Annotated in this window: 18 protein-coding genes and 1 tRNA gene; 9 read left to right on the top strand and 10 right to left on the bottom strand. The window is 36.9% G+C overall.

Annotation, left to right across the window (positions count from 1 at the left end):
• Nucleotides 1–161: 161 nt before the first annotated feature.
• From ACRRVD_RS03000 to ACRRVD_RS02990, 3 genes are all read left to right on the top strand, one after another.
• Nucleotides 162–740 carry an adenylate kinase gene (locus ACRRVD_RS03000; protein WP_432461667.1) on the top strand — a complete coding sequence of 193 codons (579 nt, stop codon included), beginning with the start codon at nucleotides 162–164 and terminating at the stop codon, nucleotides 738–740.
• A 5-nt stretch (nucleotides 741–745) separates the two neighbouring features.
• Complete coding sequence (gene obgE / locus ACRRVD_RS02995; RefSeq protein WP_432461666.1) at nucleotides 746–1,750, top strand: GTPase ObgE; 1,005 nt, start codon at nucleotides 746–748, stop codon at nucleotides 1,748–1,750.
• A 136-nt stretch (nucleotides 1,751–1,886) separates the two neighbouring features.
• Entirely contained in the window at nucleotides 1,887–3,386 is a 1,500-nt protein-coding gene (locus tag ACRRVD_RS02990; protein ID WP_432461664.1) for a lipopolysaccharide biosynthesis protein, read from the top strand.
• 75 nt (nucleotides 3,387–3,461) lie between these two features.
• Here ACRRVD_RS02990 and pdxT read toward each other — a convergent pair whose 3' ends face one another.
• The 5 genes from pdxT to ACRRVD_RS02965 form a co-directional block, all read right to left on the bottom strand.
• Nucleotides 3,462–4,019 carry a pyridoxal 5'-phosphate synthase glutaminase subunit PdxT gene (pdxT, locus tag ACRRVD_RS02985; RefSeq protein WP_432461663.1) on the bottom strand — a complete coding sequence of 186 codons (558 nt, stop codon included), beginning with the start codon at nucleotides 4,017–4,019 and terminating at the stop codon, nucleotides 3,462–3,464.
• Between the two features lies 1 nt (nucleotide 4,020).
• On the bottom strand, nucleotides 4,021–4,902 hold the full coding sequence (gene pdxS / locus ACRRVD_RS02980; RefSeq protein ID WP_432461662.1) for a pyridoxal 5'-phosphate synthase lyase subunit PdxS: 882 nt from the start codon (nucleotides 4,900–4,902) through the stop codon (nucleotides 4,021–4,023).
• A gap of 107 nt (nucleotides 4,903–5,009) precedes the next feature.
• The gene (locus ACRRVD_RS02975; protein ID WP_432461661.1) at nucleotides 5,010–5,474 is read right to left on the bottom strand and encodes a helix-turn-helix domain-containing protein; all 465 of its coding nucleotides are present in this window, start codon (nucleotides 5,472–5,474) and stop codon (nucleotides 5,010–5,012) included.
• A 260-nt stretch (nucleotides 5,475–5,734) separates the two neighbouring features.
• Nucleotides 5,735–6,223 (bottom strand): helix-turn-helix domain-containing protein, encoded by a 489-nt coding sequence (locus ACRRVD_RS02970; protein ID WP_432461660.1) that lies wholly within the window; start codon nucleotides 6,221–6,223, stop codon nucleotides 5,735–5,737.
• Between the two features lie 263 nt (nucleotides 6,224–6,486).
• Complete coding sequence (locus ACRRVD_RS02965) at nucleotides 6,487–8,037, bottom strand: LptF/LptG family permease (RefSeq protein ID WP_432461659.1); 1,551 nt, start codon at nucleotides 8,035–8,037, stop codon at nucleotides 6,487–6,489.
• A gap of 82 nt (nucleotides 8,038–8,119) precedes the next feature.
• Between ACRRVD_RS02965 and ACRRVD_RS02960 the strand changes: the two genes are divergently transcribed.
• The 3 genes from ACRRVD_RS02960 (at nucleotide 8,120) to ACRRVD_RS02950 (ending at nucleotide 9,562) form a co-directional block, all read left to right on the top strand.
• A tRNA-Met gene (locus tag ACRRVD_RS02960) sits at nucleotides 8,120–8,194 on the top strand.
• A gap of 49 nt (nucleotides 8,195–8,243) precedes the next feature.
• Complete coding sequence (trmD, locus tag ACRRVD_RS02955; protein WP_432461658.1) at nucleotides 8,244–8,921, top strand: tRNA (guanosine(37)-N1)-methyltransferase TrmD; 678 nt, start codon at nucleotides 8,244–8,246, stop codon at nucleotides 8,919–8,921.
• Entirely contained in the window at nucleotides 8,858–9,562 is a 705-nt protein-coding gene (locus tag ACRRVD_RS02950) for a phosphatase PAP2 family protein (protein ID WP_432461657.1), read from the top strand. The genes trmD and ACRRVD_RS02950 overlap by 64 nt, the downstream gene beginning before the upstream one ends.
• Nucleotides 9,563–9,692: 130 nt before the next feature.
• On the opposite strand, the gene floA is transcribed toward ACRRVD_RS02950, so the two are convergent.
• Nucleotides 9,693–10,670 (bottom strand): flotillin-like protein FloA, encoded by a 978-nt coding sequence (gene floA, locus ACRRVD_RS02945; protein ID WP_432461656.1) that lies wholly within the window; start codon nucleotides 10,668–10,670, stop codon nucleotides 9,693–9,695.
• A gap of 343 nt (nucleotides 10,671–11,013) precedes the next feature.
• On the opposite strand from floA, the gene ACRRVD_RS02940 reads away from it, so the two are divergent.
• Nucleotides 11,014–12,009, top strand: a complete 996-nt coding sequence (locus ACRRVD_RS02940) for a ribonucleotide-diphosphate reductase subunit beta (RefSeq protein ID WP_432461655.1) — start codon at nucleotides 11,014–11,016, stop codon at nucleotides 12,007–12,009.
• A 264-nt stretch (nucleotides 12,010–12,273) separates the two neighbouring features.
• The gene (locus ACRRVD_RS02935) at nucleotides 12,274–14,607 is read left to right on the top strand and encodes a ribonucleoside-diphosphate reductase subunit alpha (RefSeq protein WP_432461654.1); all 2,334 of its coding nucleotides are present in this window, start codon (nucleotides 12,274–12,276) and stop codon (nucleotides 14,605–14,607) included.
• Between the two features lie 121 nt (nucleotides 14,608–14,728).
• Here the strand turns inward: ACRRVD_RS02935 and mraY are convergent, their stop codons facing one another.
• Both mraY and ACRRVD_RS02925 read right to left on the bottom strand, forming a co-directional pair.
• Entirely contained in the window at nucleotides 14,729–15,955 is a 1,227-nt protein-coding gene (gene mraY / locus ACRRVD_RS02930) for a phospho-N-acetylmuramoyl-pentapeptide-transferase (protein ID WP_432461653.1), read from the bottom strand.
• Between the two features lie 219 nt (nucleotides 15,956–16,174).
• Nucleotides 16,175–17,812: an AMP-binding protein gene (locus ACRRVD_RS02925; protein ID WP_432461652.1), complete on the bottom strand. Its 1,638-nt coding sequence runs from the start codon at nucleotides 17,810–17,812 to the stop codon at nucleotides 16,175–16,177.
• Nucleotides 17,813–18,028: 216 nt separating this feature from the next.
• On the opposite strand from ACRRVD_RS02925, the gene smpB reads away from it, so the two are divergent.
• Nucleotides 18,029–18,499 carry an SsrA-binding protein SmpB gene (gene smpB / locus ACRRVD_RS02920; protein ID WP_432461651.1) on the top strand — a complete coding sequence of 157 codons (471 nt, stop codon included), beginning with the start codon at nucleotides 18,029–18,031 and terminating at the stop codon, nucleotides 18,497–18,499.
• A 208-nt stretch (nucleotides 18,500–18,707) separates the two neighbouring features.
• Here smpB and rnhA read toward each other — a convergent pair whose 3' ends face one another.
• Nucleotides 18,708–19,157 carry a ribonuclease HI gene (gene rnhA / locus ACRRVD_RS02915; RefSeq protein WP_432461650.1) on the bottom strand — a complete coding sequence of 150 codons (450 nt, stop codon included), beginning with the start codon at nucleotides 19,155–19,157 and terminating at the stop codon, nucleotides 18,708–18,710.
• A gap of 26 nt (nucleotides 19,158–19,183) precedes the next feature.
• Entirely contained in the window at nucleotides 19,184–20,896 is a 1,713-nt protein-coding gene (locus tag ACRRVD_RS02910; protein ID WP_432461649.1) for an Ig-like domain-containing domain, read from the bottom strand.
• Between the last annotated feature and the right edge of the window lie 10 nt (nucleotides 20,897–20,906).

The raw sequence follows: 20,906 nt of genomic DNA, 5'->3' as shown, positions 1-20,906 counted from the left end.
AAAATGTTCTCTTGTATCTATTAAAAAGTAGGTAATTTTAAGGAGCTTTTTTAAACTCAAAAATTAAAATCTAATCCAGTGTTCAGGTTTTTAAGCGCTATGTGCCATTATTCTTAATTTTATATTAAATTTCAGATTTTACAATCCATTGTTACCTATTTATGTTAAATATTATTCTAGTGGGCCCTCCTGGGTCTGGAAAGGGCACACAAGCTGAACGGATGATTCAAAAATATGGCTTTATGTCGATCGCTTTAGGCGCTTTGTTGCGCCAACAAATAGCAGAAAATGGAGCCAATAAAGCACGTATTGAGGAGTATATTAATAGTGGTCAATTGGTACCAGATGATCTATCTTTTCAAATTGTAACAGAACTTGTACAAGCAAAACCTTCTAATGCATCCTTATTATTTGATGGTTTTCCAAGAACTATTGTACAGGCAATCTTCTTAGATGATTGTTTGGTATCATACCATGCTAAAATAGATGGCGTAATTTTTTTAGATGTACCCGACGTGCACTTACTAAAAAGGCTTAAACATCGGGCAACTATTGAAGCAAGGCCTGATGACCAGGATGATCATAAAATTAAAGCACGTATGCACATATACCAACAAGAGACCCTACCTATCCTCAACTATTATCAAGACCAAAACAAATTATATCGTGTAGATGGAACGGAAGCTATAGACGAAGTGACTAAAGCTATTGAAACGATTATAGATCGGCTAAAGCTATAACAACTATGTCATCACCCAATTTTATTGATCATGTAAAGCTTTACCTACGCGCTGGAAAGGGAGGAGCCGGGTTGATCCATTTTATACGTGCTAAATTTGTTCCAAAAGGCGGACCAGATGGAGGAGATGGTGGTAGAGGCGGGCATATCATTTTACGTGGTGCGAAACAATATGGTACTTTGCTTCATCTTAAATATCGAAAACATATCATTGCTGCGAATGGGGAAGTAGGTGGCGATAGCTGTAAAACTGGCGCAAGTGGAAAAGATGTAATCATAGATGTTCCATTAGGAACAGTAGCCAAAAGCGCAGATAATGAAGAGGTATTTCTGGAAGTGCTAGAGGACAAAAAAAAATATATCTTAATGGAAGGGGGAAAAGGTGGTTGGGGCAATACCCATTTCAAAACGCCTACCCATCAAACACCCCGTATAGCTTATCCAGGAACAGCAGGTATGGAAGGCTGGATGCTATTCGAATTAAAATTATTGGCAGATGTGGGTCTGGTAGGTCTACCAAATGCAGGTAAGTCTACGTTGCTTTCGGTTGTATCAGCAGCTAAGCCCCGCATTGATAGCTATCCCTTTACTACTTTAGTACCCAATCTTGGTGTCGTGGCTTACCGAGACCAGCAATCTTTTGTTATGGCAGATATTCCAGGGATTATAGAGGGCGCAGCTGCGGGAAGGGGATTAGGCAGCCGTTTTCTACGCCATATTGAGCGCAATGCAGTTTTACTATTTATGGTCAGCGCAGAATCTAATGCTATCAATAGTGGTTATAGAATGTTACTGAGCGAACTGGAAGCGCATAATCCTTTGTTATTAGATAAACCAAGGTTATTGGTTGTGTCAAAAGTAGACTTACTAAGCCAAGCGGCACGTAAAGTTTTGTTGCAAAACTTGCCTAAGGGAATCACATGCTGTTTTGTTTCCGCTGCTACGGGAGAGGGTATCATCGACCTTAAAGACCTAATCTGGGAAAAACTTTCTATATCAATCGTACAATAGTCGACAAATTTTTAGATGCCCTATGCATAGTTACGCGGGTTGATGGCATCAAAATTGCTGTTGACGTGGCGCAGAGCAAGTGCAATCAACTCAAAAAAGGGGGCTATTCACTAGGCAAACATATCTAACGGTTACGATGCATCACACGGTAAAAACACTAGGTAAAGAAACCATTATATATAGCATAAGCAATATTATAGTGCGCGGATGTTCTTATCTGGTTTTACTACTTCAAACCAATCTACTAACCCCAAGTGCCTACAGCATTGTTACAGAGTTTTATGGTAGTTACATTGCCTTGGGTCATGTCATCTACGATTTAGCCATGGATGTAACCTATTTGAGGTTTGTACATAGATTAGGAAAATCCTATACTTTTAATGCAGTTATAACCATATTACTTATTACCAGTTTTATTTTTTCCATTCTACTGATTCTATTTATACCACAAATTGCAAAGCTAACCAATCACTTAGTCCATATACGCTATTTCTATTATATGACTGGGATACTTGTACTAGATACGCTACTGATGATTCCCTTAGCGAGGCTACGTGTAGAAAAAAAGACTTTTCGATTTTTGTTCGTAAAATTTTTGCAAGCTTTTGCTCATATTATTTTTTCTTTTGTATTACTTTACTATCCTATATGTTTAAACAGTATAGCTTATTGGATAGGTAATGGTTTGCATATACAGGTAGCCTTAAATGAATTAGATGCTGTTTTTATAGCCAATTTGTTGTCTAGCCTAACTGCTTTAGCCCTTTTATTCGCTCAATTTAAAGGATTCTATTGGGTTTGGCATGGCCGTACAATACAAATGATAGGTCGTTATGCCGCAACTTCTTTTTTTAGCATTCTATTTTTTAGGGTTAATGAAACATTACCACTCTTATGTTTTCGAAAATTAGTTCCCAATAATTTTTATACCACCCATACAAAAGAGGAAATATTAGGTAATTTTGGTACTTCTTGTAAGCTGACGATATGTATTACACTAGGGATTCAAGCTTTTAAATATGCTGCAGAACCATTCTTTTTTGCCAACTCAGATCGAAAAGAAGCACGAAGATTATATAGTCAAACGATGTATGTATTTATACTAGTATCCTGCTTTTGTCTATTGCTGCTAAGTATAAATGTAGATTGGATCGCAAAGATCCTCATTCCAAACGCAAGATATCGTGATACGATTGACACTGTACCCTACTTAGCATTTGTGCATATTATTTTAGGCATCTATTACAACTTGAGTATTGCTTTTAAATTGAGTAATCATACCCAATACAATACTTGGATCAGTGCATGGGGCAGTCTAGTGATTGGACTTACTGCCTTTCTGCTGATACCAAGATTCGGCCATTGGGGCTGTGTATATGCCTCCATCAGTGGTGCGGTGGTTATGGCTTTACTCGGTTATTATATGGGTCAAAGATGTTATCCAATACCCTATCCTAAACAGGGATTCTTAATACTCTTGTTTACCTTTTTAGTATTTCGAAAGATTCCTTTGTGGCGTACCAAATTAGCTTTTTTAGGGATAGGATGGGCTTATATATGTCTCCATATAGCGATTTTAGCCCTCTTTTCTATTTTAACGGTTGTATGGAAAAAGTCTATTAAGCTTAAAAAATAGGGCTATGAGGCCGTTAGAATAACCTCAATACTGTTTATTACAGATCTGTAACCCGCTGGCTATTCTTAGCTCTACTCAGGATATTAGCTGGGTAAGCCAACGGTAAAACGAATGGTTTGGGCTTAATTCAGGATGAAAAGTAGCTGCCACAATATTATTTTGACGCAGCAACATGGGTCTACCTGCTAAGGAAACAAGGACTTCTACGTCTTGACCTACAAAAGTAACCTCAGGAGCTCTAATGCACACTATTTTGAGAGGCGATATACCCAATAAACTCGTTCCCAATCCGACGAAACTATTGATTTGCCGACCATAAGCGTTGCGCTTTACTTCGATATCAATAAGCCCTAGATAATCCCTTGCAACAGAAGTGGGACGAGATAGGATAATGAGACCCGCACAAGTGGCCAAAATTAGTTTCCCTTGTTGCGCAAATGCTATGATGGCTTCTTTCCAGTTCAAAAGCTTCATAAGCTTCAATAGTGCAGTTGATTCTCCTCCAGGAATAATTAAAGCCTGTACTTGGGCTAGTGCTTCTGGCTTTTTTATCAATTGACTTTGGATATCAAATCGTTCTAAAGCCTTTTGATGCAAGCCGAATCCTCCTTGTAAAGCAAGTATACCAAACATTTTAATATCCCCTGTTGGCAAAGATCTCTTTTTCTGAAAGATGATCAGTAGGCGTTCCTAATAAAGGCGCTCCTAAAGCTTCAGATACTTTTGCCAGAATATTTGGATCTTGAAAGTGGGTGGTTGCCTGTACAATTGCACTTGCTCGTTTTTTCGGATGTTCTGACTTAAAAATTCCAGACCCGACAAAAATGGCTTCTGCCCCTAAACGCATCATTAAAGCAGCATCTGCTGGAGTAGCAATACCTCCGGCTGCAAAGTTAGGTACAGGCAATTTACCTTCCCTTGCAACTGCTTCGACCAAATGTAGAGGAGCACCCCACTCTTTTGAGGTGTGTTGAAGTTCTTCAGTGCTCAAATTAGCAAGGGATCGAATTTGACGCTGAATAGTACGCATGTGTTTAACTGCTTGAATCACATCTCCTGTACCAGCCTCCCCTTTTGTGCGTAACAGGGCTGCTCCTTCTCCAATTCGACGAAGCGCTTCTCCTAAATTACAACATCCGCAGACAAAGGGAATTTTAAACCGATGTTTATTAATATGAAAGGCGCCATCTGCTGGGGTCAAAACCTCACTTTCATCGATAAAATCAACCTTTAATGCTTCTAATATTTCCGCTTCGACAAAGTGGCCAATACGAACTTTAGCCATAACTGGAATAGAAACAGCTTCCATGATTTCTCCTATCTTCTGCACATCACTCATACGAGCCACTCCACCTTGTACCCGAATATCGGAGGGAACCCGCTCCAAAGCCATTACAGCAACGGCGCCTGCTTCTTCTGCTATCTTTGCTTGATCTGAAGTGGTAACATCCATAATGACACCTCCTTTTAGCATTTCAGCAAGCCCTGTTTTTAAATTTATTGGTTGATCAATCATTTTCAATTATCTTAATTTAAGATCTTTTGTTGGGCATATTTATATAAAACGTCTATGATTTGCCTGATTGTTTTTGAATGGCATCAAGAAAACATGGACGAATATTTTTAATCTTCCCGTTCTTCATTGTTTATGAATGTCATAATCTCTTGCTTAACGTCTACCAACTCGTTATTATTGGCCAATACAATTAAAATTTTTAAAAGCTTATGGTAATCTTCCATCAGTCGCAAATATTTTTTATTCAACTTTTGTAATCGAATAAAATAGGGGTCGCTTATCATACCACTTGACTCATCGCTATACTTACATCCATCTCCCTCAGGGACGTAATGACGCCTCTCACCGTTATCTTGTTTTTTATTTTTTGCATCTATATTTAGAAAGTCATTGGCAAAATCATAGTGTATTACTTTACCGATTTGTATAATAAAGTCTTCTTTTATATCTGCTTTCTTTAGCTTAGTATAAAGCGTATTACGCGCAATACCTAGCTTACTAGCCAATGCTTTCATTCGAAAACCACTTTTCTTAATAGCCTCTTCTACTATTTTTCCTTTATGTTGTTCCATGGCTAGAATATAAATCTCTGAAAATAAAACAAAAAATAGTATAGTTACACAATAAGTTTACATAAAATTGCTCATTAAATGTACAAATATTGTATAAGAATTGATAAATATACAAAAATAATAAAGCTGTAACTTACGAAATTAAGTTTGTTGTTTTATGCTAAAATTGAAGATGGCTATTGCAGGAGGATGCGCTATACATCCAGATAGACCTCTATGAACAGGCTATGGGAAATGGCTTGTAGGATATTTTCTTTTATTTAATCTTCTTTTCTTTCCTTCTCTATAAGCTTTATAATTTCCTTTTTAAGCTCTACCGATTCGTTGTTGTTAGCTAAAAGAATTAAAGCTTTAAAAAGTTTATCGTAATCCTCCATGAGTTTTATATATTTTTCTCTTAAAGCGTGTAATTTAAAGAAATATGGATTTTTATATAGATGGTCATAAAGTGGCAATTCATCAGCGTCAGGAACCACTACAGACTTATCTGGATAGATGCGCTCAAAGCTATTTGTAAATTTAGCAGCTACTCTTTTATACACTTCTGGAAAAATGTCAGAAAAATCGTAGTGTATGATATTGCCCACACGTATAATAAAGGAATCTTCTAACTCTGCTTGCTTTAACTTGGTATAAAGGGTATTGCGGACAATACCTAATCTCTTAGCTACTGTTTTCATTTGGTAACCAGATTTTTTAATGGCTTTTTTAACTATTTCCCCTTTATGCTTTTCTGTGAGCTGTTCCATAAACGCAATATAAGTAACGATGAGCGATACAAAAAAGGACCATTTTTGCTTAAATGTGTTGATACAACTGACAATAAAATGTGCATATGTTGTATCAATATTGCTAATTGTACTTTTAGAAAAAAAACTTATTTTATAGAAAGTTAGGGTTGTTTTGTTTAAAAAACAACTTGAAAATATATTCAGTACTTTGGGTTAAAATTAAACAATAGTTGTTTTACAAACGCTTGTGGAGGGTTGGCTAAAGTGATGGATTCAATGCGTTATGCACTTGGTGCCCTATTGATTTTAGTGCTGAATATTCTTTTAATTTTTGTATGCAAAGCATGCCAATTGATTGAGGATAATTCTCTACTATGCTGTGCTTTTGTTAAAAATACGCCAGAAAAGAGCAACAATACGCAATTAGGCAACCAAACACAGATAAACATAGAGCAGGTATTTGCTGTTGCCCAATCTTCTCCAACTATAGAAAGAATATATTCCAGCAGTATAAAAAAGAAGCTAAGCATTACAGAGATTCCAAAACCACCTCGCTTAATGAGGCAGCCTAGGGAGCTACCTAACAAAAATATAATCACACATTTTATAACTACTGCAAATCGAAATTCTTGTTCATATAAAGCTTGATTTAATGCAGCATTGAATAAGTTTTTATTATCTTCTTGGATCATTAAGTTATGGTTTAGCTTCTTTACGTTATGCAAGGCCTCTTGAACAACCTTTTGCAAGGTATAGTAGTCATAGGGTTTCCTATCAGAGGCTATATTTGTATGCGTTTTATGCGCTATAAGTTGGTCTCTAAATAATATAAAATCAGCATATTGGGTTGCTTGTGGGGCAGGTAATGGCAATTTTTCCATTGTATATGGATCTACCCCGTTAAGTTGTTCTACAGAATGGTACCGAATAGCCTGTTCAGCAAGCAACTTTTTAATCTTTTGCTCCCAGTGAACAACTTGCTTCCCTCTTTCTTTAATCATTTTTTTGAGCTTTGGACGGGTTCTTGTTCTAGGATCATATGCATATTTTTCTTTTGTTTTGCCAAATTTTAAAGCTTCTAAGCTAATCCTTATTTTTTGATTTGAAAAATGATTTCTATAAAAAGATGGTTTTTGATCCGTATGATTATTTTTAGCAGGCAAAGGCTCTAGATAATTATGTCCATTGGTTAGTTCCATGACTAAATAGCCTTTGTCTGCTGTAGTGTAGAGTCTACCTTTCTCTGCAATGGTTATAGAAACGGTTCCATATCTTTTGCTATAGTCATAGACTATAATGCCTTCCATATGTTCGTTATCTATTTTTTTTTTGTCTACCCGAATACTATATCCTGGTATATTATTACAAAAAATACCTTCTTGAATAAACAAAGTGGATTTTTTTTCAAAAATATCTTCAACTAAATTAAATATTTCAGGTTTACTATTTGGATAAATATAGTTCCGAAAATAGAAGAACAATCCACTTAAAACAAGAATAAATATAAAAGGTAACCGTAGGATACGTTGTAACGAAAGGCCTACAGAACGCATAGCAGTTAATTCAAAGCTTTCAGAAAGATTACCGAAAACCATAAGAGAGGTTATTAGAATGGCAATAGGAAACGCTGCAGGTAATGCAGATAAAGACAAGTAAAAAAACAACCTTATATAGATGTCCATGCCCAACCCTTTACCTGCAATTCCACTAAAATACATGAAAAAAGCTTGTATAACCATTACAAACAGTACCAGGACAAGCAATAGCAGAAAGGTGGGTATAAAGGTGCGTAGTAGTAGCTTATCAATTTTTTTGATAAAAATATTGCTCATTTTTGTGAATTTGTGGCTAACTTTACAGTAAATATAAGTACAATTTACTATACCTATACAACCTAAATAAAAGATAATTTATGGCGAGGTAGCTCAGGCGGTTTAGAGCGTCGGATTCATAACCCGAAGGTCAGGGGTTCAACTCCCCTCCTCGCTACATCTTTTTTTTATATGGTTGCCCTTTATGCTCTGTTTTCCCTATTTGGATGAGAATTGATATTATAACCTGTTGTCCTGAGTTATTTGAAAGTCCACTTAAACATTTTATCTTTCAAAGAGCTATACAACAGCAACTGCTTTCGATCCACCTACATAACTTGCGTACGTATACCTCATGTAAACATGGTAAAATTGATGATCAACTCTATGGTGGCGCTGCTGGGATGTTGTTAAGGATAGAGCCAGTTGTGAATTGCATTAGGGCACTGCAAAAAGAAAGACAGTATGACGAGGTTATATATATGGCTCCAGATGGCGAGCGATTGGATCAAAATCTTGTCAATAAATGTTCACTCAAGCAGCATTTGATGCTATTGTGTGGCCATTATAAGGGCATAGATGAACGGATACGTGAGCACTTTATTACCTTAGAAATTAGTATTGGAGACTACGTGCTTTCTGGAGGAGAACTCCCTGCACTGATTTTGGCAGACGCAATGGTTCGGGTTATACCAGGTGTTATATCAGATGCTTCTTCTGCACTGACCGACTCTTTTCAAGATGGATGCGTAGCACCACCTGCTTATACAAGACCTTACAATTTTGAGGGTAAAAAAGTTCCAGATGTATTATGCTCTGGTAATCATAAAGCTATTCAGGAGTGGATGCAGCAAGAAAAGATAGACAGAACAAAAAAAAGAAGGCCAGATCTACTAAAACATTAGCAAGACACTTCTTATCTGTTATGGGCATAACCAATCAATACATGATGCATGAGATGCCATCCATACAGTTTAAACCATTGATCTTAACCATTGTGGATAGCTTAGATCGAGCATTGTTTTTTGTACTAAACCAATGGCACCATTTTACCATAGATTTATTTTTTATACTAGTAACCAGTGCTTTTTTTTGGATTCCACTTTATGTTTTGCTTATATGGTTGATTAAAAAAGAATTGGGCTGGAATGGTGTGATCTGCTTTATCTTAACAATTATTATAGCAGATCAATGTTCTGCTACATGGCTTAAACCATTTTTTGCAAGATATCGCCCTTGTTGTATATTGCCTACCATAGAAATTCATCTTGTTGGCACCTATAAGGGCCTATATGGTTTCCCCTCCTCTCATGCCAGTAATACATATGCTTTTGCAATGCTTTTTTGGCGCATTTTTAAGGAGAAGTACAAATTTAGTTACTTGTTTTTTATCTGGGCTACTATTGTTTCATATGGTCGCATATATGGGGGGGTACACTACCCATTGGATGTTTTTGCAGGTGCTCTATTGGGGTGCTGTATAGGGCAATTGATGCATGTAGTCTATCGAAAAGCATGCAAATCTATCGATACAAAAACCAAATAGAATGACCAATCCATCTCGACTAGCAATGCTACAATGTTTAAGAGATGATCAAATGGCTTTTTACTGCTAATTTGAGGGAATAAAAAATAAAATAAGGAACTATATTTTTCTATTGGTTATTTTTATTAAATCAATCTCCTTTACTTGGAAGCAGATCATCTGCTGCTACACTAGCACGCATTTGGGTATCTGCTTTTATATTTTGCATGCGATAATGATCCATAACACCCAACTGTCCATTTCTTAAAGCAAAGGCCAAAGCTTGTGGCACTTCTGCTTCAGATAAAATAACCTTAGCCCTAGCTTCTTCAGATTTAGCCTTCATTTCTTGCTCCAAAGCTACTGCCATGGCACGCTTTTCTTCTGCTTTAGCATCAGCTACACGTAAATCGGCATTGGCTTGATCAATCTGGAGCTTAGCACCAATATTTTCACCTACATCGACATCTGCAATATCAATAGAAAGTATTTGAAAAGCAGTTCCTGCATCTAATCCTCTATTCAATACCAGCTGTGAAATTCTATCCGGATTAGCCAATACCTCTTTGTGACTTTCAGAAGAACCAATAGAAGTAACGATTCCCTCTCCTACACGCGCCAAAATCGTTTCTTCCCCAGCTCCCCCTACCAACTGCTGAATATTGGCTCTAACCGTAACCCGTGCTTGCGCAATGAGCTGAATACCATCCATAGCCACAGCCGCTACAGAAGGCGTATTGATTACTTTTGGGTTAACAGAAATTTGGACGGCCTCAAATACATCCCTACCAGCTAAGTCAATTGCAGTAGCTTGCTTAAAGGAAAGACCAATATTGGCTTTGTCTGCAGAAATAAGTGCTTTAATAACAGATGGTACATGACCACCGGCTAAATAATGGGTTTCAACCTCGGTCAAGGTTAACTTGAGACCTGCCTTAGTAGCTACAATCAGTCCATCTACAATAACAGCAGGCGGCACTTTACGAATCCGCATAAAAACCAACTCAAATAACCCAACTTGTACGCCTGAAAAACGGGCCGTAATCCAAAGACCAACTGGGAAAAAATAAAAAAATATAAGGGACGCAGCGATCAAAAAAAGGTAGAAATAAAGCTGTGCAACAACCATAGTGATACAATTAAAGATTCTAAAGTAATAACCATTAATCTCAAAACTATCTTTTGATACAGCTAACTTTAGACTTATGTTTGAATCATAGAGTTAGTTTGGATCAAAGGATAAAGGAATATATACCTCAAATCTAGTCCTTTGTTATTAACCATCAAAATATTTTATCATTAATTATTTGACGTGATAGTTTTTGAAGAGAAGAAAATAGATAAGGTAAATAGCTTTCGAAGCTATGTCTAATGTTGAACCTTTGGTTGCATTTGACTAAGTTTGTTCTGCACACAGCCTGTAGCGTACAATTATATAGTACTTGCCAAATAATATAAAACGAAAGAATCAGATGCGCAATCACACCTATGTAGATGAACCACTTTTACAAGAAAATAAAAATAGATTTGTTTTATTTCCTATTGAACATCAAGATATTTGGGGCTTTTATAAACAAGCCGAAGCCAGTTTTTGGACCGCTGAAGAGATCGATCTTAGTCAAGATATAAAAGACTGGGAAAACCTCACATCGGGCGAAAAGCATTTTATTACCCATGTCCTTGCTTTTTTTGCCGCCAGTGATGGGATTGTGAATGAAAATTTAGTTCAAAATTTTGCCAATGAAGTACAATATACAGAGGCAAAATTTTTCTATGGATTCCAAATAGCTATTGAAAATATACATTCTGAGGCCTATTCTTTACTGATCGATACCTATGTCAAAGATCCCATAGAACGCCACAGATTATTCAATGCTATAGAAACCATTGAATGGGTTGGTAAAAAAGCAGATTGGGCGTTGCGCTGGATTAGTAAAGGATCATTTTCAGAACGATTAATTGCCTTTGCAGCAGTAGAGGGCATCTTTTTTTCGGGTAGTTTCTGTGCTATTTTCTGGCTTAAAAAGAGGGGCTTAATGCCGGGGCTCACTTTTTCTAATGAGCTTATTTCCAGAGATGAAGGATTACACTGTGATTTTGCTTGTTTGCTATACAACGGGCATATCAAACATAAACTCCCAGAACAACAGGTGGCCCAAATTATAGCCGATGCAGTAGCCATTGAGAGTGAATTTGTATCTGATGCTTTGCCCGTTAAGTTAATTGGCATGAATGCAACGTTGATGACCCAGTACATTCAGTTTGTTGCAGATAGGTTGCTATTGGAGCTGGGGTGTAAAAAGATCTATCACGTAACCAACCCATTTGATTTTATGGAAATGATTGCCCTACAAGGAAAAACAAATTTTTTTGAAAAAAGGGTAGGAGAATACCAAAAATCAGGTGTAATGAACAGCCTCTCTGAGGATAAAGATAAAGCACGATTTAAGCTAGATGAGCCATTTTAGGTTTCATCAATCCGTGTGCATACCTAGCATGTATGCTGATAGATATTGTTTTACGCACAGCGTCAAATAAATATACGGGCTATTTTTTGATCAGTTCAAAAGTATCCTAACCATTCAAGAACTGCATCATTCAACATAAAGTTGGATTAGGTAAGCTAAAACCATTAAATTTGTACCGCTTTAGGTATGCTATGTGGGCAAGCCGTAAGCTTAGTATAGCATCGCCTATCATTTGATGCATCATCAAAAATTTATAAAAAGTAGATGTTAGTTGTAAAACGAGATGGACGCTTAGAATCAATTAAATTCGATAAAATAACCGTTAGAATAGAGAAACTTTGCTATGGATTAAATAGGGATTATATCGATATAATTGCTATTGTTAAAAAGATTATTGAAGGTATTCATGATCGGGTAGCGACTTCAGCTATAGATAGCTTGGCAGCAGAAACCGTAGCAGCAATGGCTGTATATCACCCAGATTACACTATTCTAGCAGCTAGAATAGCCATTTCTAACTTACATAAAGCAACCAGTAAATCTTTTTCTAGTACCATAAAAAGGCTCTACACCTATGTAAATCCTGCAACTGGAACGAATGCTTCTCTCATAGACAAAGCCATTTATAAGATCGTTTCGGAACATGCAGCTACTTTAGATGATGCGATTGTACATGAACGTGATTTTTACTATGATTTTTTTGGCTTTAAAACACTGGAACGTTCTTATCTGTTAAAAATAAATGGAAAAATTGTCGAACGGCCTCAGTATATGTTAATGCGTGTCGCACTAGGCATTCATGGTGATAACCTCGACGCTGTGCTTGAAACCTACCAACTCATGTCTGAAAAATGGTTTACACATGCCACTCCTACGCTTTTTAATGCAGGCACACCTAGACCACAGCTTTCTTCCTGTTTTTTATTAACGATACAAAATGATAGTATTGAAGGCATTTACCACACTCTTACACAATGTGCCAAAATATCACAATTTGCTGGAGGCATTGGACTAAGCATTCATAATATACGTGCAACTGGTTCTTATATTCGAGGGACCAATGGCATGTCGAATGGGATTGTGCCGATGCTGCGCAATTTTGATATGACTGCTCGTTATGTAGATCAAGGAGGAGGTAGACGAAAAGGTAGTTTTGCCATCTATCTAGAACCTTGGCATGCGGATATCTTTGACTTTTTAGAATTGAAAAAAAACCATGGCAAAGAAGAAAGAAGGGCTAGAGATCTTTTCTATGGGCTGTGGATTCCAGATTTATTTATGCAACGTGTAGAGGCAGATGGAATGTGGTCACTCTTTTGTCCCAACGAAGCACCAGGACTCGCAGACTGTTATGGGGCAGTATTTGAAGAAAAATACAAACAGTATGAAAAAGAAGGTAGGGCCCGTACTTCTATTAAAGCACAAACGCTTTGGTTTGCGATTCTGGAGGCACAAATAGAAACGGGAACGCCCTATATGCTTTATAAAGATGCGGCCAACGAAAAGTCTAATCAAAAAAATCTAGGCACTATAAAATCTAGTAATTTATGTACAGAAATCATAGAATATACTTCACCTGATGAAGTCGCAGTCTGCAATCTTGCTTCTATTGCATTGCCGATGTTTGTAGATGATAATCGATCCTTTGATCATACCAAATTATATGAAGTAACCTATTTGGTCACTAAAAATCTTAATAAATTGATTGATCGAAACTACTATCCTTTGTCAGAAGCACGCTATTCTAACTTAAAGCATAGACCCATAGGCCTTGGCGTACAGGGATTAGCAGATGCTTTTCTTAAAATGAAATTTGTTTTCGACAGCCCAGAAGCACGCTTACTCAATCAAGAGATCTTTGAGACCATTTACTTTGCCGCATTAACTGCTTCTAAAGATTTGGCCCAAAAAGAAGGCGTATATGAAAGTTATCCTGGATCGCCCATGTCCAAAGGTATCCTTCAATTTGATATGTGGGGGGTAACCCCTTCCTCCGGTAGGTGGAATTGGAATCATTTACGCAAAGAAATAGCTGAACATGGTATAAGAAATGCACTATTGGTTGCACCAATGCCTACTGCCTCTACTTCCCAAATACTGGGTAACAATGAATGCTTTGAACCCTATACGGCCAATATTTATACCCGAAGAGTCCTCTCTGGGGAATTCATTGTTGTAAACAAATATCTATTGGCAGATCTGATTCAGCTTGGACTTTGGAATGAACAAGTGAAAGAAGCGTTGATAATGGGTAATGGCTCTATTCAACAGATTGGATGTATTCCTGAGTATATTAAAAAGATCTATAGAACCGTTTGGGAGATTCCTCAAAAGTCTATCATTGATATGGCAGCAGATCGTGCGCCTTATATTTGTCAAAGCCAAAGTCTAAATCTTTATGTAAAGGATGCCACTATGGCTAAACTAACCTCTATGCATTTTTATGCTTGGAGAAAAGGGTTAAAAACAGGGATGTATTATTTACGTACCAAAGCTGCAGCAGATGCGATTAAGTTTACCATACAAAAAGGGGAAAAAGTGTCAACACTTTTCTCGGGTCCTGAAGGGACAAAAGAGTGTGTCATGTGTAGCGGGTAACCCAAGTAGGTCATAGACATTTAAAAAATTAGCAAATAGGAAAAAGAAGGCGTAAAAACTATATAAAAGTTTTTTTATTATGGTTCTGAAAGTAAAAGAACAAAAAGGAGTTAATCCATTACTAGCGGACTTTTAGCGTCACTAAGGTGGCAATCGCTAATAAAAGACTGATAATAAAAAATCGTGTCACAATTTTTGATTCGTGCCACCCTAGTTTCTGGTAGTGGTGGTGGAAAGGTGCCATCTTAAAGATTCTTTTACCCACTCCATAACGTTTTTTGGTAAATTTAAAATAACTGGTTTGCAATATTACTGATAGATTTTCCATCAGAAATATGCCACATAGCATGGGAATCATCAGTTCCTTTCGAATACAAATGGCTACTACAGCAATAACCGCACCAATGGTTAAGCTGCCTGTGTCACCCATAAAAATTTGTGCGGGGTAGCCGTTATACCAAAGAAAGCCCATACATGACCCCACAAAGGCACAACAAAATATAGTAAGCTCCCCTAAATTTGGGATATACATAATATTTAAATATTGGGCAAATATAATATGTCCAGATAAGTAAGCAAGAACGGCTAATGTAGTACCAACGATTACAGAGGTACTAGCGGCTAATCCATCAAGGCCATCGGTTAAATTTGAACCATTGGAGACAGCAGCAATGATAAAAACAACTACCAACATATAAATGATCCATGTATAATTTGTATTGCCTAGTAAGCAGGCTGTTATTTTTGCATAATCTAATGCATTTCCTTTTAAAAAAGGAATAGTTGTTTCGGTAGATTTTGTGTCATTATATGTAGGAGGGATGACTTGATCCGATGGTATAGTAACGGTTTGGTCAGGAGTGATGGGTAACGCACGTATGACTACGTTCTTGTGAACATAAAGCGTAGTACTCACGATAAGACCTAAAATAACCTGGCCCGATAGTTTGATCCATCCATTTAGTCCATTTTTTTGTTTTTTAAATACCTTGATATAGTCATCCAAAAAGCCAACTAGCCCCATCCAAATAGTAGTGGTTAATACTAAAATAATGTATATGTTATGCCATTTTGAAAAGAGCAAAGTAGGCACAACGGTTGCCAGTATAATAAGTATACCTCCCATGGTAGGCGTATCTATTTTTTGTTTGGCTTCAAACCCTAATGATCGATTGGATTCTGTTATTTTTTTTTTAATTAAAGTGTCTATAAAGCGTTGACCGAGTAGAAAAATGATGGTAAAAGAGCTAAGGGTTGCCATAGCGGCTCGGAAAGAAATATATTTAAATAAACCGGTTCCAGGCCACTGAAAGGTAGCATGTAAATATTTGAATAAATAGTATAGCATATCGAAATTTTTTCCAAAAGGTTTGATTTTATATACTTTTTTGTCAAGAAAAAAGTATATAAAATAGGTTTCACCTCTAAGTTGAATATATGTTTTTGTATCAATCAAAAAACACTTTGTAAATGTTTTTTCTATTTACGCGTAGGCCTTCATCGTGTTTTACGAAGCTATTTAGTCGTACGACAATGTATGAATGGGATGGAGGAATTTTTTGCCTGTCTATTTCTTTAATAACCTCCTTAATACTTTACCTATAGGTGACTTAGGTAAACTATTACAAAATTCGACATATTTAGGTACCTTATAGGCGGTCATTTTTGTTTTACAATACGCTATAATCTCCTCAGCAGTAAGGGTAAGATCCTTTTTCACAATAAAAACTTTAATTGCTTCTTTTAGTGACATATCGGTAATCCCAATGGCACCTACTTCTAGCACTTTTGGATGACCTATTAAAATTTGCTCTATTTCATTTGGGTATACGTTAAAGCCAGAAATATTGATCATGTCTTTTTTACGATCCACTATGGATACAAATCCATTTACATCCATAGTGGCAATATCTCCTGTTTTAAACCATCCATTCACAAAGGCACTTGCTGTTTCAATTGGTTTTTGCCAATAGGCTTGACTCAGTTGAGGTCCTTTAATCAGTAGTTCACCAGCTGTTCCATAAGGCACCTCTTTACCCGTTTCGTCGGCTATGATCACAAATGTGCCAGGGAGTGGTATATGATTGCCATTGATCATATCGGTCGAGATACCCGGCGAACATTCTGTTAGCCCATAACCTTCTATAAGCTTGCTACCTGTCAAATTTTCCCACTGATTTTTAACTTTTTTTTCTGTTTTCATACCACCTGCCATGGTAAGCTTTAAAGAAGAAAGCTTTAGTTTTTTGAATTGCTTATGTGCCAATAGCTTTTCAAACAGTGTATTAATGCCTATTAAACAAGTAGGTTTGATTTTTCGCAATGTTTTTATAAGCTTTGGAATATCTCTAGGGTTCGTAATCAGCGAACACTTTGCGCCCAGCTTAGCCATGGCAAATAGGCTACATAATCCTAAAATATGATAAAGTGGTAGCGGAAGTATGGTTCGTTCTTCTTGTTCTTTTAAGGCAAGACGCAACACAGGATCCAATTGTTGGAAATTGGCCGTAAGATTCCCATGAGAGAGGATTGCCCCCTTGGATACACCTGTCGTCCCGCCAGTATATTGTAAAAAAGCTGTATCAGAAGCTTTTAAAGCAAGCGGACGAAAAATGGATTTTTTCCCTTTTTCTAAAACTTCTTTGAAAGAGATGGCTTGTGGTAGTTGGTAAGTAGGTACCAATTTTTTAATATGCTTTATTGCAAAATTAACCACTCTTCCTTTTATGGAACCAAGCATATCACCTACTTTGGTTACAATAATAGTTTGGATAGATGTATCGGGCAAAATTTCAACCAATTTGTGGGCAAAATTTTCTAATATAACAATCGCACGCACACCCGCATCTTTAAATTGGTAGGCCATTTCAGAAGGGGTATACTGTGGATTGATGTTCACTACTACTAGTCCAGCACGTAGCATACCCAATACAGCAATCGGATATTGCAATAGATTGGGTAGTTGAACGGCTACATGTGATCCTACTGATAAATTAGTATGCTGCTGAATATAAGCTGCAAAAGATTTAGATAGCTTATTTACTGCACTAAAAGTCAATACTTTACCCATGTTTTCGCACATAGGCAAATCTTTGTATTGCTCAAAAACTTCTTCCATGAAATGGACCAATGAGGTATATCTAGTCGTATCAATGGTATCCGGGATAGTAAGCGGATAATGTTGGATCCAAGGTCTTTGTTTCATAATATAAAAACCATTTTATGCTTCTGCAAACTTCTGGTGCAATATAGTATAATTTTATAGAATATGATCTGATCCGTCTAAAATTTGACCCTCTATGGAAGTAACATAAGCTTTATTTTGTGTAGTAGTCGCCAGTAATGGATAAGGTTTGACTGCTTTTACCATTTTATTTTTTAGCTTTGGAAAAAGTCCATACAGATTATGTTTTAAACGCCAATGTCAGGTAAGAAAACGCCATTTCCTACAAAGCTTTGCATTAAGAATAGACAGGCCCATTTTGCTTATACTTTTTTAGATAGGTATACAGCTGGTCTTATGTTGCAAGGGACAGAAATAAAGTCCATTCGAATGGGAAAAGCCTCCTTGCAGGAAGCCTATTGTTACTTTAAAGAAGGGTCACTTTGGATAAAAGGGATGCATATAGGTGGCTATATCCATGGTAACCTCTACAATCATGAAGAGAAGCGTGATCGTCAATTATTATTGCAAAAAAAAGAATTGCAACAATTGTGCAAAAATCAAGCCAAAGGGCTTGCGATTATTCCAGTGGAATTGTTTATCAATCAACGTGGGTTTGCTAAGCTAGCTATTGTGTTGGCACGTGGTAAAAAACTATACGATAAGCGCCAGACTATTAAAGAAAGAGATTTGAAACGTACTGCGCCATCAGACTTAGCTATTGGTTAGGTTCTATGGCATTTTTTAAAGAACGGATTGAATTAGTGTTTTGGTTTAAAACTTAGTAAAGATTGTTTGCTGGATCTGTTCGATATATATTGAGCTGCATCTTGGATATGAGAAATTATTGTAGGGCATAGTTCGTCTTAAAGTTAGCCTATTATGCGGCCATTGGTATAGCGACAAAAAACAGAGCCAATTGAACAGAACCTACAAGCTACCTATTGTTTTCATAATAGCTATCTATCAGCAAATGCCCATAACTGCTTGCCACCGCAAGGCGATCACAATGTTCATTCTCATAGTGGCCTGCATGTCCTCTAATCCAACAAAAATGAACAAAGTGTTTTTGATAGACCATCCAAAAACGCTTCCATAAGTCAGGATTTTTTTTTGATTTGAAATCTATTTTCAGCCAATTTTTAAGCCATCCTTTTTGTATGGCATCTACTACATACTTGGAGTCGGAGTAAACGGTAACGGTTTGTCCCTCTTGTGGTAGCGCTTCTAAGCCTATGATTACCGCCAATAATTCCATTCGATTGTTGGTTGTTTTTCTATAGCCTTGTGCAAAGGTTTTCATAGCCGCATTCTGTTTTACAATAACGCCATATCCACCTGGACCTGGATTTCCTCTACAAGCACCATCCGTATAAATAGCAATCATTTGAAGCAATGGGTATTACCAACCCTTTAAAAGGTAAAGTCAATATCGGCTATTTCCCATTTCTCTGTCAGGTTAATTTCCTTTTCATAAAAAATTACAGGATTTGGCTCAATGTTTTGAAGGATGTCTCCAGGAGACCACTCCGCTTCTGCTTCATTCAGTACCAATAAGCGCATTTTATAGGTACCAGGTGGCACCATTGTAAATTGATATTGTTTTGTATTTCGAATGGCATCTACACATTGATCTTTTTCATCCAGTAGCTCAATAATGAAATAGGGCGTAGTGGTCTCTACTTTTCCTGAAATAGTACCGGTTTCTTCTTTTTTGCGCAGTGTATAGGATTGCATAATCTTCTTGTTGGTTGATTGATCAAATGCGGTGCAAGCACCCGGTTCTACCTGTAGAGTAACCATTTGCTCCATAAGATTGCTTTCATTTTTTTTTGTAGTAAACTGAGAGATCTCTTCCGGTGTGAAATGTTTGCGTATGGTAAGCTTGGTTTGGTTTTCATTCCAGACCCATTCGTTTACTTGTAGTGGAATTTTCTCTTGATTTTTGCCTTCAAAGTATATACCTGCTTCCTTAAATGCTTTAATCGGTTTGTTAAATAAGATAGATTCTGTAAAATCAGCGCATGTAGAAGAGCGTACGCTGTTCGACAGCCTATGCCTTAGGCCAAATTTGGTAACTTCTGCTTTTCCTTCTTTAAATCTAATGGCTATACTTTCTTCTAATGACCTATGCAAAGCATCCTGAGCCCTTACCTTAACTTTAAAAGCATCTTCTTCCAGGAGACCAAAAGTATTATAAATAGTGATTATTTTAGGTGATTTCTCTGAAAGCAAGCTATATAGCTGCGGTTTTCCCTTTGCACCTATGGTTTCAAGCGGTGTCAGTTCGTAGTGGATTACTGCTTTGTTAAAGACTATTTCAAAAAGCCCTTTTTGGGGTGTACCCCGTAGCAGCTTTAAAGGACGTACATCAGATGCAATCAGCGGAATTACTACCTCTTCTCGATTTTTATTTAAGTCAATAGGTTCCTTAAAAAATCCATATTTATCTTTTTCATAATCAATTTTATAGATATTATTTTGTCCAGTAGTAGCCCGTATGTAATACTTGCCCAAGCGGATGCATTTTATAGTAAAATTTCCATCTTTATCAGCGGTAGTATAATAATCTGGGATGCCTTTTTCCTGCCATTCTTTGGGGTCTCGTACGGCATTATAGAGATAAACACTTACTTCTCCTACTGCTTTATTGGTTAATAATTCTTTTGTTTTGCCTGTAATGCTAATAGGGTCTATAAAGGCACCTGTACTAAAGATTATCGGATCACCTGTCGCTTTTGTACCTTCATGTCTATCTTTAACTGCTTTATTGAAGTGAATAGTGTAAGTAGTCTCCTCTTTTAGAGGGACATGAAAGGTAAGTTGTAGCGTTTTTCCATTTATGGTATAGCTGTAGGCTTTTTTATTTTTAGGCTGGTCTAATTTGGGCATAATCTGGAGGTTGCTGCTTTCAACAGCAATATCCTTATCGAAGGTAAGTCGAATTTTTTTACCCTTAAAATTTACGGAATCATTTTCTGGAAAGGAACGGACCAACTTAGGAGCGGTTTCATCGGGGGGACCCCCTTCTGGTGTTTGTACCGCAACACAGGAAATAATCGGAATAAGCCATAAATAGCTAAAATGAAGCAGCTGTCCAGCCACGGAAATAAATCTATGCATCATGAAGGTATAG

The organism is Candidatus Cardinium hertigii (assembly GCF_050864915.1).
Classification (GTDB): Bacteria; Bacteroidota; Bacteroidia; order Cytophagales; family Amoebophilaceae; genus Cardinium; species Cardinium hertigii_D.
This window is presented reverse-complemented; position numbering and strand designations above follow the sequence as displayed.

Coding starts and splice junctions, on each gene's coding strand:
- ACRRVD_RS03000 (WP_432461667.1), top strand. CDS start 162: ATGTTAAATATTATTCTAGTGGGCCCTCCTGGGTCTGGAAAGGGCACA.
- obgE (WP_432461666.1), top strand. CDS start 746: ATGTCATCACCCAATTTTATTGATCATGTAAAGCTTTACCTACGCGCT.
- ACRRVD_RS02990 (WP_432461664.1), top strand. CDS start 1,887: ATGCATCACACGGTAAAAACACTAGGTAAAGAAACCATTATATATAGC.
- pdxT (WP_432461663.1), bottom strand. CDS start 4,019: ATGTTTGGTATACTTGCTTTACAAGGAGGATTCGGCTTGCATCAAAAG.
- pdxS (WP_432461662.1), bottom strand. CDS start 4,902: ATGATTGATCAACCAATAAATTTAAAAACAGGGCTTGCTGAAATGCTA.
- ACRRVD_RS02975 (WP_432461661.1), bottom strand. CDS start 5,474: ATGGAACAACATAAAGGAAAAATAGTAGAAGAGGCTATTAAGAAAAGT.
- ACRRVD_RS02970 (WP_432461660.1), bottom strand. CDS start 6,223: ATGGAACAGCTCACAGAAAAGCATAAAGGGGAAATAGTTAAAAAAGCC.
- ACRRVD_RS02965 (WP_432461659.1), bottom strand. CDS start 8,037: ATGAGCAATATTTTTATCAAAAAAATTGATAAGCTACTACTACGCACC.
- trmD (WP_432461658.1), top strand. CDS start 8,244: ATGAGAATTGATATTATAACCTGTTGTCCTGAGTTATTTGAAAGTCCA.
- floA (WP_432461656.1), bottom strand. CDS start 10,670: ATGGTTGTTGCACAGCTTTATTTCTACCTTTTTTTGATCGCTGCGTCC.
- ACRRVD_RS02940 (WP_432461655.1), top strand. CDS start 11,014: ATGCGCAATCACACCTATGTAGATGAACCACTTTTACAAGAAAATAAA.
- ACRRVD_RS02935 (WP_432461654.1), top strand. CDS start 12,274: ATGTTAGTTGTAAAACGAGATGGACGCTTAGAATCAATTAAATTCGAT.
- mraY (WP_432461653.1), bottom strand. CDS start 15,955: ATGCTATACTATTTATTCAAATATTTACATGCTACCTTTCAGTGGCCT.
- ACRRVD_RS02925 (WP_432461652.1), bottom strand. CDS start 17,812: ATGAAACAAAGACCTTGGATCCAACATTATCCGCTTACTATCCCGGAT.
- smpB (WP_432461651.1), top strand. CDS start 18,029: ATGTCAGGTAAGAAAACGCCATTTCCTACAAAGCTTTGCATTAAGAAT.
- rnhA (WP_432461650.1), bottom strand. CDS start 19,157: ATGATTGCTATTTATACGGATGGTGCTTGTAGAGGAAATCCAGGTCCA.
- ACRRVD_RS02910 (WP_432461649.1), bottom strand. CDS start 20,896: ATGATGCATAGATTTATTTCCGTGGCTGGACAGCTGCTTCATTTTAGC.